The 14,111-nt window shown below is 45.3% G+C and carries 12 protein-coding genes; all 12 read left to right on the plus strand.

All coding sequences use genetic code 11. From position 1 onward, the window contains the following. The first annotated feature begins 27 nt into the window (after nucleotides 1-27). A complete protein-coding gene (locus tag ACUB3H_RS04875; RefSeq protein WP_459129538.1) occupies nucleotides 28-636 on the plus strand; it encodes an HAD family hydrolase in 609 nt (202 codons plus the stop codon). Next, entirely contained in the window at nucleotides 629-1,219 is a 591-nt protein-coding gene (locus ACUB3H_RS04880) for a carboxypeptidase-like regulatory domain-containing protein (RefSeq protein WP_459129539.1), read from the plus strand. The genes ACUB3H_RS04875 and ACUB3H_RS04880 overlap by 8 nt, the downstream gene beginning before the upstream one ends. Nucleotides 1,220-1,228: 9 nt before the next feature. Further along, nucleotides 1,229-3,169: a transketolase gene (gene tkt, locus ACUB3H_RS04885; RefSeq protein ID WP_459129540.1), complete on the plus strand. Its 1,941-nt coding sequence runs from the start codon at nucleotides 1,229-1,231 to the stop codon at nucleotides 3,167-3,169. Between the two features lies 1 nt (nucleotide 3,170). After that, the gene (gene acpS / locus ACUB3H_RS04890; protein ID WP_459129541.1) at nucleotides 3,171-3,533 is read left to right on the plus strand and encodes a holo-ACP synthase; all 363 of its coding nucleotides are present in this window, start codon (nucleotides 3,171-3,173) and stop codon (nucleotides 3,531-3,533) included. Beyond that, nucleotides 3,530-4,597 (plus strand): alanine racemase, encoded by a 1,068-nt coding sequence (alr, locus tag ACUB3H_RS04895; protein WP_459129542.1) that lies wholly within the window; start codon nucleotides 3,530-3,532, stop codon nucleotides 4,595-4,597. Before acpS ends, alr begins: the two co-directional genes overlap by 4 nt. After that, on the plus strand, nucleotides 4,597-4,962 hold the full coding sequence (locus ACUB3H_RS04900) for a type II toxin-antitoxin system PemK/MazF family toxin (protein WP_459129543.1): 366 nt from the start codon (nucleotides 4,597-4,599) through the stop codon (nucleotides 4,960-4,962). The genes alr and ACUB3H_RS04900 overlap by 1 nt, the downstream gene beginning before the upstream one ends. A 210-nt stretch (nucleotides 4,963-5,172) precedes the next feature. Beyond that, the gene (ftsE, locus tag ACUB3H_RS04905) at nucleotides 5,173-5,850 is read left to right on the plus strand and encodes a cell division ATP-binding protein FtsE (RefSeq protein ID WP_459129544.1); all 678 of its coding nucleotides are present in this window, start codon (nucleotides 5,173-5,175) and stop codon (nucleotides 5,848-5,850) included. Continuing rightward, nucleotides 5,847-6,734: a permease-like cell division protein FtsX gene (ftsX, locus tag ACUB3H_RS04910; RefSeq protein WP_459129545.1), complete on the plus strand. Its 888-nt coding sequence runs from the start codon at nucleotides 5,847-5,849 to the stop codon at nucleotides 6,732-6,734. The genes ftsE and ftsX overlap by 4 nt, the downstream gene beginning before the upstream one ends. A 10-nt stretch (nucleotides 6,735-6,744) precedes the next feature. Then, a complete protein-coding gene (locus ACUB3H_RS04915; protein WP_459129546.1) occupies nucleotides 6,745-7,935 on the plus strand; it encodes a murein hydrolase activator EnvC family protein in 1,191 nt (396 codons plus the stop codon). A 43-nt stretch (nucleotides 7,936-7,978) separates the two neighbouring features. Beyond that, nucleotides 7,979-9,202 carry a S41 family peptidase gene (locus tag ACUB3H_RS04920; RefSeq protein WP_459129547.1) on the plus strand — a complete coding sequence of 408 codons (1,224 nt, stop codon included), beginning with the start codon at nucleotides 7,979-7,981 and terminating at the stop codon, nucleotides 9,200-9,202. A gap of 100 nt (nucleotides 9,203-9,302) precedes the next feature. After that, a complete protein-coding gene (uvrB, locus tag ACUB3H_RS04925) occupies nucleotides 9,303-11,267 on the plus strand; it encodes an excinuclease ABC subunit UvrB (RefSeq protein WP_459129548.1) in 1,965 nt (654 codons plus the stop codon). A 6-nt stretch (nucleotides 11,268-11,273) separates the two neighbouring features. Next, nucleotides 11,274-14,102, plus strand: a complete 2,829-nt coding sequence (gene uvrA / locus ACUB3H_RS04930) for an excinuclease ABC subunit UvrA (protein WP_459129549.1) — start codon at nucleotides 11,274-11,276, stop codon at nucleotides 14,100-14,102. Nucleotides 14,103-14,111: the final 9 nt, after the last annotated feature.

Consider the following 14,111-nt stretch of genomic DNA (forward strand, 5'->3'; position numbering starts at 1 on the left):
TTTGGTATAATGAAGTGAGGTAACATTATGGTTAAAAACATCATTTTTGATTTAGGAAATGTAATAGCACTTTGGCATCCCGAAGAACAGCTCGACTTCTATGTCGATAACGAGTTCGAGAAGGAATTTCTCCTAAAGCTCTGTTTTAACGACGAGGTCTTTCATGGACTCGATAGCGGTGCAAAGACACTAAAGGAAATGGTTGAAGAACTTCAAAAGGAAGCGCCAGAGGATTTAAAAAAGACTGTTGAATTAGCTCTCGGTGAGTGGTGGAGACTCGTTCCTTTTGAAGAAGAGGTTCTTTCTTTAATAAGGGATTTAAAAGCAAAGTATGGAATCTACTTATTAAGTAATACGAACGAGGTCTTTGAACGCCTCCGTGAAAGAGACGAGATCTTTTCACTCTTTGATGGCATGATTTTAAGCTACGAAGAAAAGTGCGTGAAGCCAGAAGCAGAAATCTATGAGAAGCTCTTTAAACGATTCGATCTAGAGCCAACCGAGTGCTACTTTATCGATGATCGCAAGGAAAACATCGAAGCCGCTAAGAAGTTTGGCATGGATGGCTTTGTCTTTACAGGTGATGTAAGGAAGCTAAGGGAAGATTTGGGTACTAAAGGAGTCACACTTGGCTAAGATCTATGGATACGTAAAAACGAGAGATGGAAATCCACTCGAAGGGGCAGAGGTCTACCTAAAGAACGATCAATTTGAAGACCTGATGACTTCTTCAACAAATAGCAAAGGCTACTACGAAATGACGTGTGAAAGCACGAAGGCGCCTTTCTTAGCGATCGTTAAGGACTACGCGAAGGATTACCTGGAGTTTTGGGCACACGATCTACCGGAAGCAGAGGAGTTACAGATTGACTGTACGATCGATACGCTCGAACTCTATGGAATCAATGCTTTTGAAGTAAAGGGAGCGTATCCTTCCTACATGATCTACATAAGACCTATGAGTTTAAAGAAGTTTCAAGCCGAAGAGACCGACATCTTCCCCGATCTTACCGATCATTCCGTTAGAGTCTTTATCGATGACGAAGAAGTCGATGTTTTAAAGGCCAATGTCGTAGAAGAGGGCCACGCGCAGGGCTTTATGAAGGGCTTACTCCTCCAGGCGAAAAAGCCAGTCGGACCAAAAGGAACTTATCGCACCATTCGAGTAGAACTAAGAGATCAAGAAGAACATTTAGGGCAAGCACTGCTCTACCTATAGGAGAAAAAAATGAAACCAGATCAGAAGACGATTGATACCATTCGCTTTCTCGCAGTCGATGCGATCAACAAGGCGAATAGTGGACATCCAGGATTACCCATGGGCGCAGCACCCATGGCCTATACGCTCTTTAAGAATCACCTTTCCTTTAATCCGAAGGATCCAACATGGGTGAACCGCGACCGCTTTATTCTTTCAGGCGGCCATGGAAGCATGCTTCAATATGCACTTCTACACCTCTTCGGCTATGACTTATCTTTAGAAGATATCAAAAACTTCAGACAGATGGGATCGAAGACTCCAGGGCACCCTGAAGTCGGTGTGACAGAAGGTGTCGAGATGACGACAGGACCACTCGGTCAAGGAATCGCAACGGCCGTCGGCTTTGCCATGGCTGAAGCGAGACTTCATGCCGAGTTCCCCTCCATTATCGACCATAAGACGTATGTCATCTGCGGCGATGGAGACCTCATGGAAGGCGTTCAATACGAAGCCATGAGTCTTGCAGGACACTTAAAGCTTAAAAACCTCATCGTCCTCTGGGACTCTAACCAGGTTACGATCGACGGTAGAACCGACATCACCTTTACAGAAAACGTCCGTGCTCGCTTTGAAGCCATGGGCTTTGAAACGCTTTATGTAGAAGACGGAAACGACATCAAGGCTATCGACAAGGCCATCACGAAGGCCAAGAAGAGCGATAAGCCAGTCCTCATTGAAGTTCGTACCATCATCGGTTACGGTAGCCCCAACAAGATGGATAAGAGTGCTGCTCACGGTGCACCGCTCGGTAAAGAAGAAGCAGAACTCGCTAAGGACTTCTTAAAGTTTAAACACGATGGAGACTTCTTCGTATCAGATGAGGTCCGTGAATTCTTAAAAGACATCATTAAAGAAAAAGTCGATGCTTATAAAAAATGGAACGATGCATTCAACAAGAATCCAGAAAAGGAGGCTTTCCTTCTTCGTATGGATACGACACTTCCTACAGAAGCAAAGCGTGCTCTTCTAAAAGTAAGTAAAGGTAAGAAAGCAACTCGTATTCATGGCTTTGAGATGATTCAAGTGCTCTCGAAGTATCAAAAGGGCTTATTCGGTGGAAGCGCAGACCTCGCAGGAAGTAATAAGAGCGACGTCAAGGGAGCAGAGTACTTCCAAAGCGACCTTCCGCTCGGACAAAATATCCACTACGGTATCCGTGAATTTGCCATGGGTGCAATCGTTAATGGAATCAACCTCCATGGAGGACTGAAGTCCTATGGCTCGACTTTCTTAAGCTTTAGTGACTACATGAAGCCTGCCATTCGTCTTGCGAGCATCATGAATGTTCCATCCGTCTTTATCTTTACACACGATTCCATCGGCGTCGGTGAAGATGGTCCTACCCATCAACCGATCGAACAACTGACGATGCTTCGCTCCATTCCTGGAGTCGATGTCTATCGCCCAGCAGACGGTTACGAGACGGCACTCAGCTACTACATGGCTTTCCGTTCCGATCGTCCTTCTGCCATTTGCTTATCACGCCAAGACCTTCCAGAACTTACAGGTTCAAGAACGAACATCGAGAAAGGCGCTTACGTCATCTCTCCAGAAACCGATCACTGCGACCTCATTCTCATGGCGACGGGAAGCGAATTACAGCTTTGCCTAGAAGCGAAGGAACGCTTAAAGAAAGACTTCGACATCCGAGTCGTAAGTATGCTCTCGATGGATGTCTTTAACCGTCAAACGGCTGCTTACCGCGAAAAGGTTCTTCCAAACGCTGTTAGAAAGCGCTTTGCAGTAGAAGCTCAGAGCAAGCTAAGCTGGGACAGATACTTAGGTCTTGATGGAGAAAGCATTACACTCGATCACTTTGGCGAAAGTGCAAAGGGCGAAGAGCTCTTTGAGAAATATGGCTTTAGCGTCAATGAACTCGTTCGACGCATTCGCCGCTATATGAAATAAGATGCGCATTGGAGTCGATCTTTTAAAAGTCGATCGCATCGAGCGTTTGATCGACACCTATCAGGAATTTATCCCTCGCTTCTTTAGCGAGGGCGAAGAGAAGCTATATCATGAAAGAAGTGAGAATCCTTTGACCCTCGCTTCGAACTTCGCTTTAAAGGAAGCCTTTGTCAAGGCTATGGGAACGGGTTTAAAGGACTATTCACTCTCCGATATCGAAGTGCTTCGAAAAGACAGTGGAGAGCCCTATATCCATACATTAGGAAATTTACAGACGATCTTTAAAAAGAAAGGCTACCAAGAAGTCCTCGCCAGTCTATCTCATGACGGTGACTATGTGGTAGGAATGGTGGTAATTCTATGAGAAGCACACACGCGATTATCGATCTCAATGCCATTGTAGCGAACGCTAAGCTCTTAAAAGAACGCGCAAAGAAGGACATGGTCTGCATCATTAAAGCAGATGCCTATGGTCATGGCGTTCTTCCCGTTTATAAGCGCTTTCTAAAAGAAGGTTTTCACTTCTTCGGTGTTGCAACCTTTGAAGAAGCGATGGAACTAAGAAATGCATCGAAGGACTCCGATATTCTAGTCATTGGAGACACTCCGGTAGAGGACTTTAAAGCGGCTGCAGAGAACAACATCTGTGTAGCGATTCACGAAATTCACGGTCTAAAAGCAGCACTCGAGATTCCAAATCTCCGTTGCCATTTAAAAATTGACTCTGGTATGCACCGCATCGGTTTTCAGTTAAAGGACCTTGAACACATTGGAAACGATGTTCTTAAGCTTAAACCAGAAGGCATCTTTACACACATTGCAAGAGCTGATGAAGTCGACAAGGCTGCAGCCATGAAGCAAGTCAATACCTTTAAAGAGTGTGTCGACTTCTTTACGTCAAAGGGTCACACCTTCCGCTGGATTCACTTCGAAAACTCCGCATCGATTCTTGAAATCGATCCAGCATACTCCAATCTCGTTCGCGGTGGCATCTGCATTTACGGCTTAAATCCATCAGGCGAAGTAACAGAGAAAGATTTAAAGCCTGCTTTAAGTCTCTATACGAAAATTGTAGACGTAAGAGAGATCGAAGTGGGAGAAGGCGTCAGCTACTCTCACATCTTTAGAGCAACGCGTCCTACAAAAGTTGCAACGCTTCCTATCGGTTATGCCGACGGTTATAAGAGACAGATGTCTACAAAGGCTGAAGTTTATGCCGGCGGTAAGAGACTACCCGTCATCGGTCGCATCACGATGGATCAGATTATGATCGACATCACCGACACCGACCTTAAAGTAGGCGATGAAGTCGAACTCATCGGACCACACGTAACGTGCGATGAACTCGCAAAGTGGGCTGATACCATCAACTATGAAATCGTAACGAATCTCTCGAAGCGCGTACGCAGAGAATATATAGGTGAATAATGGCTGAACAGATCTTGAGAGGAGATATCTTCCTAGCAGATCTCAGTACAGGTGTAGGCAGTGAGCAGCAAGGCAGACGTCCCGTGTTGATTCTTCAGAACAACATGGGTAACCGCTTTGCTCCCACCGTGATCATTGCACCCATTACCGCTCGTATGGAAAAAACCGATCTACCGACACACGTACTCATTCGTGAAGAGGTGAGTGGTCTCGAACGAGATAGCTTTGTTCTTTTAGAGCAGCTACGAGCCATTGATAAATCAAGGCTTTTAAGAAAGATCGGTTCTCTCAATAAAGTAAACCTCATGGAGACAGAGCGAGCGACTTTGATTTCACTGGGACTCCTAAAGGAAGAAGAAATCTAATATTAAGGGCTTTTCTACATATTTAGTCGAAAGATCAACATACGCAAAAAGACTTTTATTACGAAAAAATAACAGATCTCGTAGCTTTGGTTTTGACAACCTTTTTCGGGGGAAATCACTCGTTCCAAAATGGGCTAAAACCACGTAAACATTGAAAAATGAGGAGTTTAAGGCTATAATTGGTGAGACTGGAACTACGAGGAGAGTCACATGGTAGTATTTAAGAACGTTACAATGCGATATCCTACTGGAAACGTCGCTCTAGACGATGTCTCATTGCAGATTAAACCAGGGGAATTCGTATTCCTCATCGGTCCGAGTGGTGCTGGAAAGAGTACCATGATTCGCCTTTTAAGTAAGGAGATACATCCCACCGATGGGCAGATCTTTGTGAACGGAAAAAACGTCACAAATCTTCATAAACGCCTCATTCCGCATTATCGCCGAGAAATCGGTATTGTCTTTCAGGACTATAAGCTTTTAAATAAACTCAATGTATACGATAACGTCGCCTTCGCTATGGATATTACCGGAAGAAGCAGACGTCATATCAAAAAGACGGTACCCCTATTGCTAAATCTCGTTGGACTCGGTGGAAAGGAAAAAGTCTTTCCATTAGAGATGAGTGGTGGTGAGCAGCAACGCGTTTCCATTGCAAGAGCGCTTGCCAACAATCCATCCCTACTCATATGCGATGAGCCGACAGGTAACTTAGACCCTGAGACGAGTTGGGGCCTTATGGACCTACTCGATAAATTGAATACGTATGGAACGACGATCATCATGGCAACGCACGAGCGAGATCTCGTAGATGCCATGAAAAAGCGCGTCATTGAGCTCGAAGCGGGCAAGATCGTGAGAGATGAAAAACGAGGAGGATACCGATGAGAAACAATCCCATCTATCTAGCCCTAAGAAACATCTCAAAGAATGCCCTCATGAGCATTGCTTCCATCATCAGTGTAGCTTTTACGCTCATTATGCTCGGTTTTGTGCTACTGTTACTATTAAATACACAGCATGCTACAAAAAATGTGGCGGAGCGTTTTGATACCATTCGCTATGAAATTCCTAAAGGAACGAACGATAAAACCATCAAAGATCTTCAAGAGAAGATCCTCCATCTTCCAAACGTAACAGACGTAGAACTCATTACGAAAGAAGAAGGATTAAAGGACTTTATCGCTTCTTTAGGAGAGGACGGAAAGAAAGCTCTCGCCGGTCTTGACGAGAACCCACTTCCAGACTCCTTTAACATTAAGATTGCTGATATAGAGACGGCCAACGAGACGCTGAAATCGATTCAAGCGCTCGACAAAGCCGGAAAAACTTTTTATAACCGTGACGTAGCAAACGTCATTACGAATATATCGAGAGCCGTCCGAATTGTCGGTTTAGCTCTCATCCTAGCGCTACTTTTCATTACGATTTTATCGATCGTAAACACCATTCGAATTGGAATCTCCAACCGAAGAAATGAAATCACCATTATGCGCTTTATCGGAGCAACACGCGGTTATATCCGAGGACCATTCCTCGTCGAGGGTGTGATTCTCGGAATTCTTGGAGCGGTGATCAGTTCACTCGTACTCCACTACAGCTACACACAGCTTCTCTTTCTCATGAAGAACTACTTGAGAAATATGAGTTCATCCATCTTAATTAGTGACATTCACATTGTGAATCAGGTCATCTTAGTGAACTTCATCATCGGAGCAGGTGTAGGACTATTAGGCAGTCTATTTTCAATGCGAAAGTATTTGAAAGCTTAGGAGGTTTTACTTGAATAAACGGAGAATATGGGTTTTACTCGCACTTCTTTTGATTTTCAGTCTCGCCTTTAGTTCGTTTGCAAGCATTAAGGCTTCTGAGCAAAAGCTTAAGAATCTTAAAGAACGCATGGAAACGAAGCAAGAACAAATTGATGAGACGTATCAAAATCAACAAGGTGTTGAACGCGACCTCAGAGTCATCCTTTCGAGAAAACTCGTACTTGAAGGGAAGATCAAAGAAAACAACTTAAAAACAAAATTGAAGGAAGCGGAGATCAAACGTCTCCAAGAGACTCTTGTGCAGGCGAAAGCCGATATCAAAGAGCAACAAGCGGACTTCAGTGAAAGACTTCGAGTCATGTACATGCAAGATGGCATGGAGAGCAATCTTTCACTCCTTTTGACGTCTAAGAGCATTGAGGACTTCCTCATGAACTCCTCTTACATGCAAAATATTGTCGATTTTGACAAGGAGACGTTAAAGAAGCTAAATGATAAGCAAATTGAGATTGAAAAGCTCGAGATCAAAGCGAAACAGAGCTTAGAAGAGCTAAGAGTACTACAAGTGGAGCTTGAAAACGATAAGAAGGAACTAACGAGTATTCAAGCGACACTTGCTAAGCGCAATGAAGAGCTCAAAGCTTTGACGGAATCCTACAGACAAGACTATGCGAAGATGCGTTCTGAAGAAGAAAGCATCAAAGCAAGTATTGCAGAAGAAAAACGAAAAGCGGAAGAGCTTCGTAAAGCTCGAGAAGCTCAGGCTCGTAAAGCTGGTAGACCCACAGGAAGCTTTAGCTTTACAGTTTCTAAAGGCTGGGCTTGGCCGACGCCTACCGTTACCTACATCTCTTCACCCTTTGGTTGGAGAGCAGATCCGTTTACAGGAGCGAGCTCCTTCCACAACGGAACGGACTTAGCAGGACCTGCTGGTTCACCGATTGTAGCTACAAAGAGTGGACTCGTCATCGCCAGTGGTTTCCGCGGAATGAGCGGTAACTACGTGACGATCGACCACGGTGATGGTACCGTTTCACACTATGCCCACGGTCTCTCTCGTGTCGTCAAAGCCGGAGATGTCGTGAAAAAAGGCCAGCTCATCATGTACATGGGTTCTACGGGATATTCGACCGGAAGCCACTTACACTTTACAGTTTTTGTTAACGGCCAAGAGGTCGATTCCATGAGTTTCTTTAGATAAGCGACGGTGACGTCGCTTTTTCTAGGATAAAAAAGGAGAGCGTATGAAAAAGAGCACAGTCCTTGTGCTTCTACTGATCGTAGCCATTTTAAGTGCAGGTATTACTTACTACATTCTCGGAAACACATCGCTTGTTACGGGAAATCGAGTAGTCCTTACAAAGACGGAATACGATCAATATCAAGCCCTAAATACCCGCTTTAAAAAGGTCATTGAGCTTGAAAAGCACATTAAAACCAACTTTTACACCGATACCAAGGAAGTCGATTTTGACTCCTATATTCTTAAAGGTCTCTTCTCTGCTTTAAAGGATCCTTACTCCACCTACTATACAAAGGATGAGATGAAGGCCTTCCAAGAAGACATGGAAGGATCTTTCGTAGGTATCGGAACGTATGTAGAGAAGATGGATAACGGCCTCATTAAGGTCGTAAGCCCCATTCAAGGTTCACCTGCTCAAAAGGCAGGAATCCTCTCTGGAGACCTCATCTATCAAGTGGATGAGACTGACATCACCGAGATGTCGCTTCAAGAAGCAGTCAAGCTCATGCGTGGTGAAGAGGGTACCGATGTTACGATTCACCTCCTTCGTGGAAGTGAGAAGAAGACGTTCGATTTAAAACGTCAGCGCATTGTAAATCCATCGGTCGTTTCGTCTGTAAAAGATGGCGACATCGGATATATTCAAATTGTCGAGTTCAACTTAAATACGAGAGAACTATTTGATAAAGCACTCGCTGACTTAGAATCAAAGAACGTCAAGAGCTACATCTTTGATGTGAGAAATAATCCAGGTGGAGACTTAGATGTCGTAAGTCACATCACCGATCAACTTTTAGGTGCTGGCGTGATCGTTACGACCAAGGACCGCGCAGGAAACGAAGAAGTCACGAAGAGCGATGCAGAGCATAAGCTCGATAAGCCGATGGTCGTACTTACAAACCAAGGTTCGGCCTCTGCTTCTGAAATTTTCTCCGGAGCCTTAAAGGATCACAAGGTCGCAACCCTCATCGGCGATAAGACTTTCGGTAAAGGTATCGTTCAGTCGGTTCATCAGCTTCCTGATGGAACAGGCTTTAAGCTAACGACTTCCTACTGGGTGACACCGTCAGGTCACATCATCCACAAGGAAGGAATCGCTCCCGATATTACGAGAGAAGAAGTAGAGAAGAAGGGCTACAAGAGTCCTGAACGCTACGAGATCGGTACAGATCAGGATTCCCTCTTAAAATTTGCCATCGATTTCCTAAAAGGAAGAACGAAATAATGAAGAGCTCTTCGAGATCCCCTCGGAGAGCCTTTTTTTGGGTATCAGAAAGTTAGTTCTTATGGTATACTAACATAGGAACATATGTTCGGAGAAGAGTATGAAATTTGAAGTCCATGCACCCTTTGAGCCTTCAGGTGATCAGCCTCAGGCGATAGAAAAATTAGCAAATGGCGTATTAGATGGCGAACGCTACCAAACACTTCTAGGTGTTACAGGTTCTGGTAAGACCTTTACCATGGCAAAGATCATTGAAAAGGTTCAAAAGCCTACGCTCGTCCTCGCTCACAATAAGACACTAGCAGCACAGCTCGCTAGTGAATTTCGCGCGTTCTTTCCTAAAAATGCCGTAGAGTTTTTCGTTAGCTACTACGACTATTATCAGCCCGAGGCCTACGTTCCAGGTCTCGACCTCTACATCGAAAAGGACGCCTCCATTAATGACGAGATCGATAAGCTTCGTCACTCGGCGACAGCGAGTCTTCAAGAACGAGAAGATGTTCTCATCGTAAGTAGTGTAAGCTGCATCTACGGTCTCGGTGACCCCGTGGACTACAAGCACCTCGTACTGAGCCTTCGTCCAGGAATGGAAAAGAGCCGCGAAGAGATTTTAACGAGACTTATAGATATTCAGTATAAAAGAAACGACATCGACTTTAAGCGTGGTACCTTCCGCGTTCGAGGCGATGTGATCGAAATAATTCCTGCAAACGGTGAAGAGAACGCCTACCGCATCGAACTCTTTGGCGATGAAGTCGAGCGCATCAGTGAAGTGAACGTCCTCACAGGCGAATGGGTCGGTGACCGTGAACACGTCGCCATCTTTCCTGCGAGCCACTTCGTCACCGATAAAGACAACATGGAACGAGTCATTAAAGACATCGAAGAAGAACTCGTAGAACGCATCAGCTACTTTAAGAGTAAGAATAAGCTCCTCGAAGCACAGCGCATCGAAGAGCGCACGCGCTATGATATCGAAATGCTTCGTGAGATGGGCTTTACGAGTGGTATCGAAAACTACTCGAGAATCTTAAGTAACCGCGCTCCGGGATCTCGTCCATTTACGCTTCTAGATTACTTCCCGAAAGACTGGCTTTTAATGGTCGACGAGTCGCACGTGACGATTCCTCAAGTTCGAGGAATGTACTTCGGAGACCGCTCGAGAAAAGAAAACCTCGTGGAATATGGCTTCCGTCTACCCTCGGCTTTAGATAACCGTCCACTCAAGTTCGATGAGTTCGATTCTTTAGTCGATCAGGCCATCTATGTGAGTGCAACGCCTGCAGACTTTGAAAAGGAACGATCTACAACGATCGTCGAACAGATTCTTCGTCCCACGGGACTTCTCGATCCGCTCGTAGAAATTCGCCCCATTGAGAATCAGATGGATGACCTCTTTAAAGAGATCAACGTTCGCACGGAAAAGGGCGAACGCGTACTCGTTACAACGCTTACGAAGCGCATGGCAGAAGACTTGACGGACTATTTAAAAAGTCTTAAAGTGAAGGTCACCTACATGCACTCCGACATCGATACCTTAGAGCGTATGCGAATTATTAGAGATCTTCGATTAGGTGTCTACGATGTACTCGTAGGTATTAACCTTTTAAGAGAAGGACTCGACCTTCCAGAGGTGAGCTTAGTTGCGATCCTCGATGCCGACAAAGAAGGCTTCTTAAGAAGTGAGACGTCGCTCGTGCAGACCATCGGTCGTGCAGCGAGAAATGAACAAGGAAAAGTCATCATGTATGCGGATCAGGTGACAGAGAGTATGCGTAAAGCCATCTCTGAGACGAACCGCAGAAGAACGATTCAGGATGAATACAATAAAGCAAACGGCATTACGCCGAAGTCGGTTTCTAAGGGCGTTCGTCAGGTCATTGAAGCGACCAAGAAGGACGAGAAGCCGATGAGCTACAAGGATCGCATGAATCAAGAGGAGATCAAGGAACGCATTCAGTCGCTTGAAGTTCAGATGTTTAAGGCAGCTAATGATCTCGACTACGAAAAGGCGATCGAATACAGAAACGCGATCGATAACTTAAAAAAGAAACTCAAGAAATAGGACATCATGCAAGATTTTATTCGTATTAAAGGTGCAAAAGAGCACAATCTAAAAAACATCGATCTCTCTTTACCGAGAGATCGCTTTATCGTTATCACAGGACTCAGTGGATCAGGAAAGAGCTCGCTAGCCTTCGATACGATCTATGCCGAGGGACAGAGGCGCTACGTAGAAAGTCTTTCGGCTTACGCGAGACAGTTTTTAGGACAGATGGAAAAGCCCAACGTCGAATCGATTGAAGGCCTTTCACCTGCCATCTCGATCGATCAAAAGACGACGAGTAAAAACCCTCGTAGTACCGTAGGAACGATTACTGAAATCTACGACTACCTAAGGCTTCTGTACGCTCGTGTAGGTACACCTCACTGTCCCATCTGCCGAAGTGTCATTGAACCTACCAACGTCGATGAAGTCGTCGATAAGGTCATGGCACTCGAAGAGGGAACAAAGCTCATCGTCCTAGCCCCCGTCATTCGCGGTCAAAAGGGTACGCATCAAAAGGTCTTTGATGCCCTAAAGAAGTCGGGCTATGGTCGCGTTCGAGTCGATGGTGAGATCTTTGATCTCATGACCGATAAGATCAGTCTCGAAAAGAATAAAAAGCACTCGATTGAAGTCGTCGTAGACCGTCTCGTCATGAAAGAGGGGATCGAAAGACGTCTTGCCGATTCGATCGACACGGCGCTAGGTCTTGAAGAAAGTCAGCTAAAAATACAGATTGTCGGTGGTGAAGAAAAGATCTTCAACATGTCCTTTAGCTGTCCAGAACACGGCCTAGGGATCGAAGAGATGGAACCCAGAATGTTCTCCTTCAACAGTCCCTTCGGTGCTTGTCCCGAGTGTAAGGGACTGGGCTTCTTACAAGAGATCGACCCCGAGCTCGTCATTCCCGATAGAAACCTTAGCATTAACGAAGGAGGTATTCTTCCTTTTAAAAATGCGCAGGACTCCTCTTTTTATAGTGGCATGCTAAAGGGGCTTTTAAAGGGCAGTCCCTATACCATGGATACGCCTTTAAAAGACTTTAGCGATGAGATGTTCAATCGCTTACTCTACGGCGATGCCGGAGAAGAGATTGAAATCGTCTATGAATCGACAAAATACGGTAAGAAAGTGATGCGCAGTCGCTACGAAGGCGTCATCAATAACTTAAAGCGTCGTTACTTTGAGACGACCTCCTCTTACATTAAAGAATGGATTGAAGGCTTCATGTCTCAAACGCCTTGTCCTCACTGCGGAGGCGACCGCTTAAAAGACGAAGTCTTAGCCGTTACGATTCAAGATAAAAACATCATGGAACTCACAAAGCTTAGCATTAAAGAGTGCATGAAATTTTTTGAATCTTTGGAGCTTCCTACGCAAAAGGCAAAGATCGCAGAGCTCATCGTAAAAGAGATTAAGGCGAGACTTAAGTTCTTACTCGATGTCGGTCTCGGCTATCTCACGCTTTCAAGACAGAGTGCCTCGCTCTCTGGTGGAGAAGCCCAGCGCATTCGCCTCGCGACACAAATTGGTTCCGGACTCATGGGTGTACTCTACATCTTAGACGAGCCTTCGATTGGACTTCATCAGCGCGATAACGCCAAGCTTTTAATGACACTAAGACACCTCGTAGATCTCGGTAATACGCTCCTAGTTGTAGAGCACGACGAAGAGACCATGAGAAGTGCAGACTATCTCGTAGACATCGGCCCAGGAGCCGGTGAAAAGGGTGGTTACGTCGTAGCGAGTGGTCCTGTAGAAGAGGTTCTTAAGGTCGAAGAATCCATTACAGCGCAGTATCTTTCCCATAAGAAGTGGATTCCCGTTCCTGAAAAGCGAAGAAAAGCAGAGAAGTGGATCACGATCGAAGGAGCAGAAGAGAACAACCTCCAGTCGGTCGATGTCAAGATTCCACTCGGGATCTTTACAGCTGTTACAGGCGTCAGCGGCTCTGGTAAGAGCACGCTCATTAACGACATCCTCTATCAGCAGATGTATAGAAACGTCTATAAAAACTTTTCGATCAAAGCTGGTAAGCATAAATTACTAACGGGCTGGGAAGGCATTCGAAAGGTTATAAATATCGATCAGTCTCCGATTGGCCGCACGCCTCGAAGTAACCCAGCAACCTATACGAAGCTCTTCGATCACATTCGTGATCTGTTCGCCTCACTTCCTGAAAGTAACATGCGCGGGTTCACCAAGGGACGCTTCTCCTTTAATGTAAAGGGAGGACGCTGTGAAGCGTGTTCAGGTGACGGTATTATAAAAATTGAGATGAATTTCCTTCCTGACGTCTACGTCAACTGTGAGACTTGTAAGGGAAAGCGTTATAATAGAGAGACACTAGAAGTTCGCTACAAGGGAAAGAACATCTATGAGGTCCTTGAGATGACGGTCGATGAAGCGTTAGAATTCTTTAGCGTTCATGAGCCGATGAAGAGAAAGCTTCAAACCCTTAAGGACGTAGGACTCGGTTACATTAAGCTCGGTCAGCCCTCAACACAGCTTTCGGGTGGAGAGGCACAGCGTATTAAGCTCGCAGCAGAACTTTCAAAGGTTCAGACCGGCGATACGCTCTACATCTTAGATGAACCTACGACGGGACTTCATACGGCCGACGTCCACATGCTCATTAGCGTTCTCGATCGACTCGTAGAGAGTGGAAACACCTTAGTCGTCATCGAGCACAATCTCGATGTCATTAAGAGTGCCGACTACATCATCGACCTCGGTCCAGAGGGCGGTGACCAAGGTGGAACGATCATTGCCAAAGGCACACCGGAAGAAGTAGCTCACGTTGAAGGAAGTTTTACAGGAAGCTACCTAAAAGATATTTTACAAGATGTATGATAGAATAAA

It is taken from the genome of Guggenheimella bovis, assembly GCF_054492335.1.

What these genes read in the sequence shown, in the direction of transcription:
- ACUB3H_RS04920 (WP_459129547.1), top strand. Translation starts at nt 7,979, where the DNA reads ATGAAAAAGAGCACAGTCCTTGTGCTTCTACTGATCGTAGCCATTTTA.
- uvrB (WP_459129548.1), top strand. Translation starts at nt 9,303, where the DNA reads ATGAAATTTGAAGTCCATGCACCCTTTGAGCCTTCAGGTGATCAGCCT.
- ACUB3H_RS04875 (WP_459129538.1), top strand. Translation starts at nt 28, where the DNA reads ATGGTTAAAAACATCATTTTTGATTTAGGAAATGTAATAGCACTTTGG.
- ACUB3H_RS04900 (WP_459129543.1), top strand. Translation starts at nt 4,597, where the DNA reads ATGGCTGAACAGATCTTGAGAGGAGATATCTTCCTAGCAGATCTCAGT.
- ftsX (WP_459129545.1), top strand. Translation starts at nt 5,847, where the DNA reads ATGAGAAACAATCCCATCTATCTAGCCCTAAGAAACATCTCAAAGAAT.
- alr (WP_459129542.1), top strand. Translation starts at nt 3,530, where the DNA reads ATGAGAAGCACACACGCGATTATCGATCTCAATGCCATTGTAGCGAAC.
- ftsE (WP_459129544.1), top strand. Translation starts at nt 5,173, where the DNA reads ATGGTAGTATTTAAGAACGTTACAATGCGATATCCTACTGGAAACGTC.
- tkt (WP_459129540.1), top strand. Translation starts at nt 1,229, where the DNA reads ATGAAACCAGATCAGAAGACGATTGATACCATTCGCTTTCTCGCAGTC.
- uvrA (WP_459129549.1), top strand. Translation starts at nt 11,274, where the DNA reads ATGCAAGATTTTATTCGTATTAAAGGTGCAAAAGAGCACAATCTAAAA.
- acpS (WP_459129541.1), top strand. Translation starts at nt 3,171, where the DNA reads ATGCGCATTGGAGTCGATCTTTTAAAAGTCGATCGCATCGAGCGTTTG.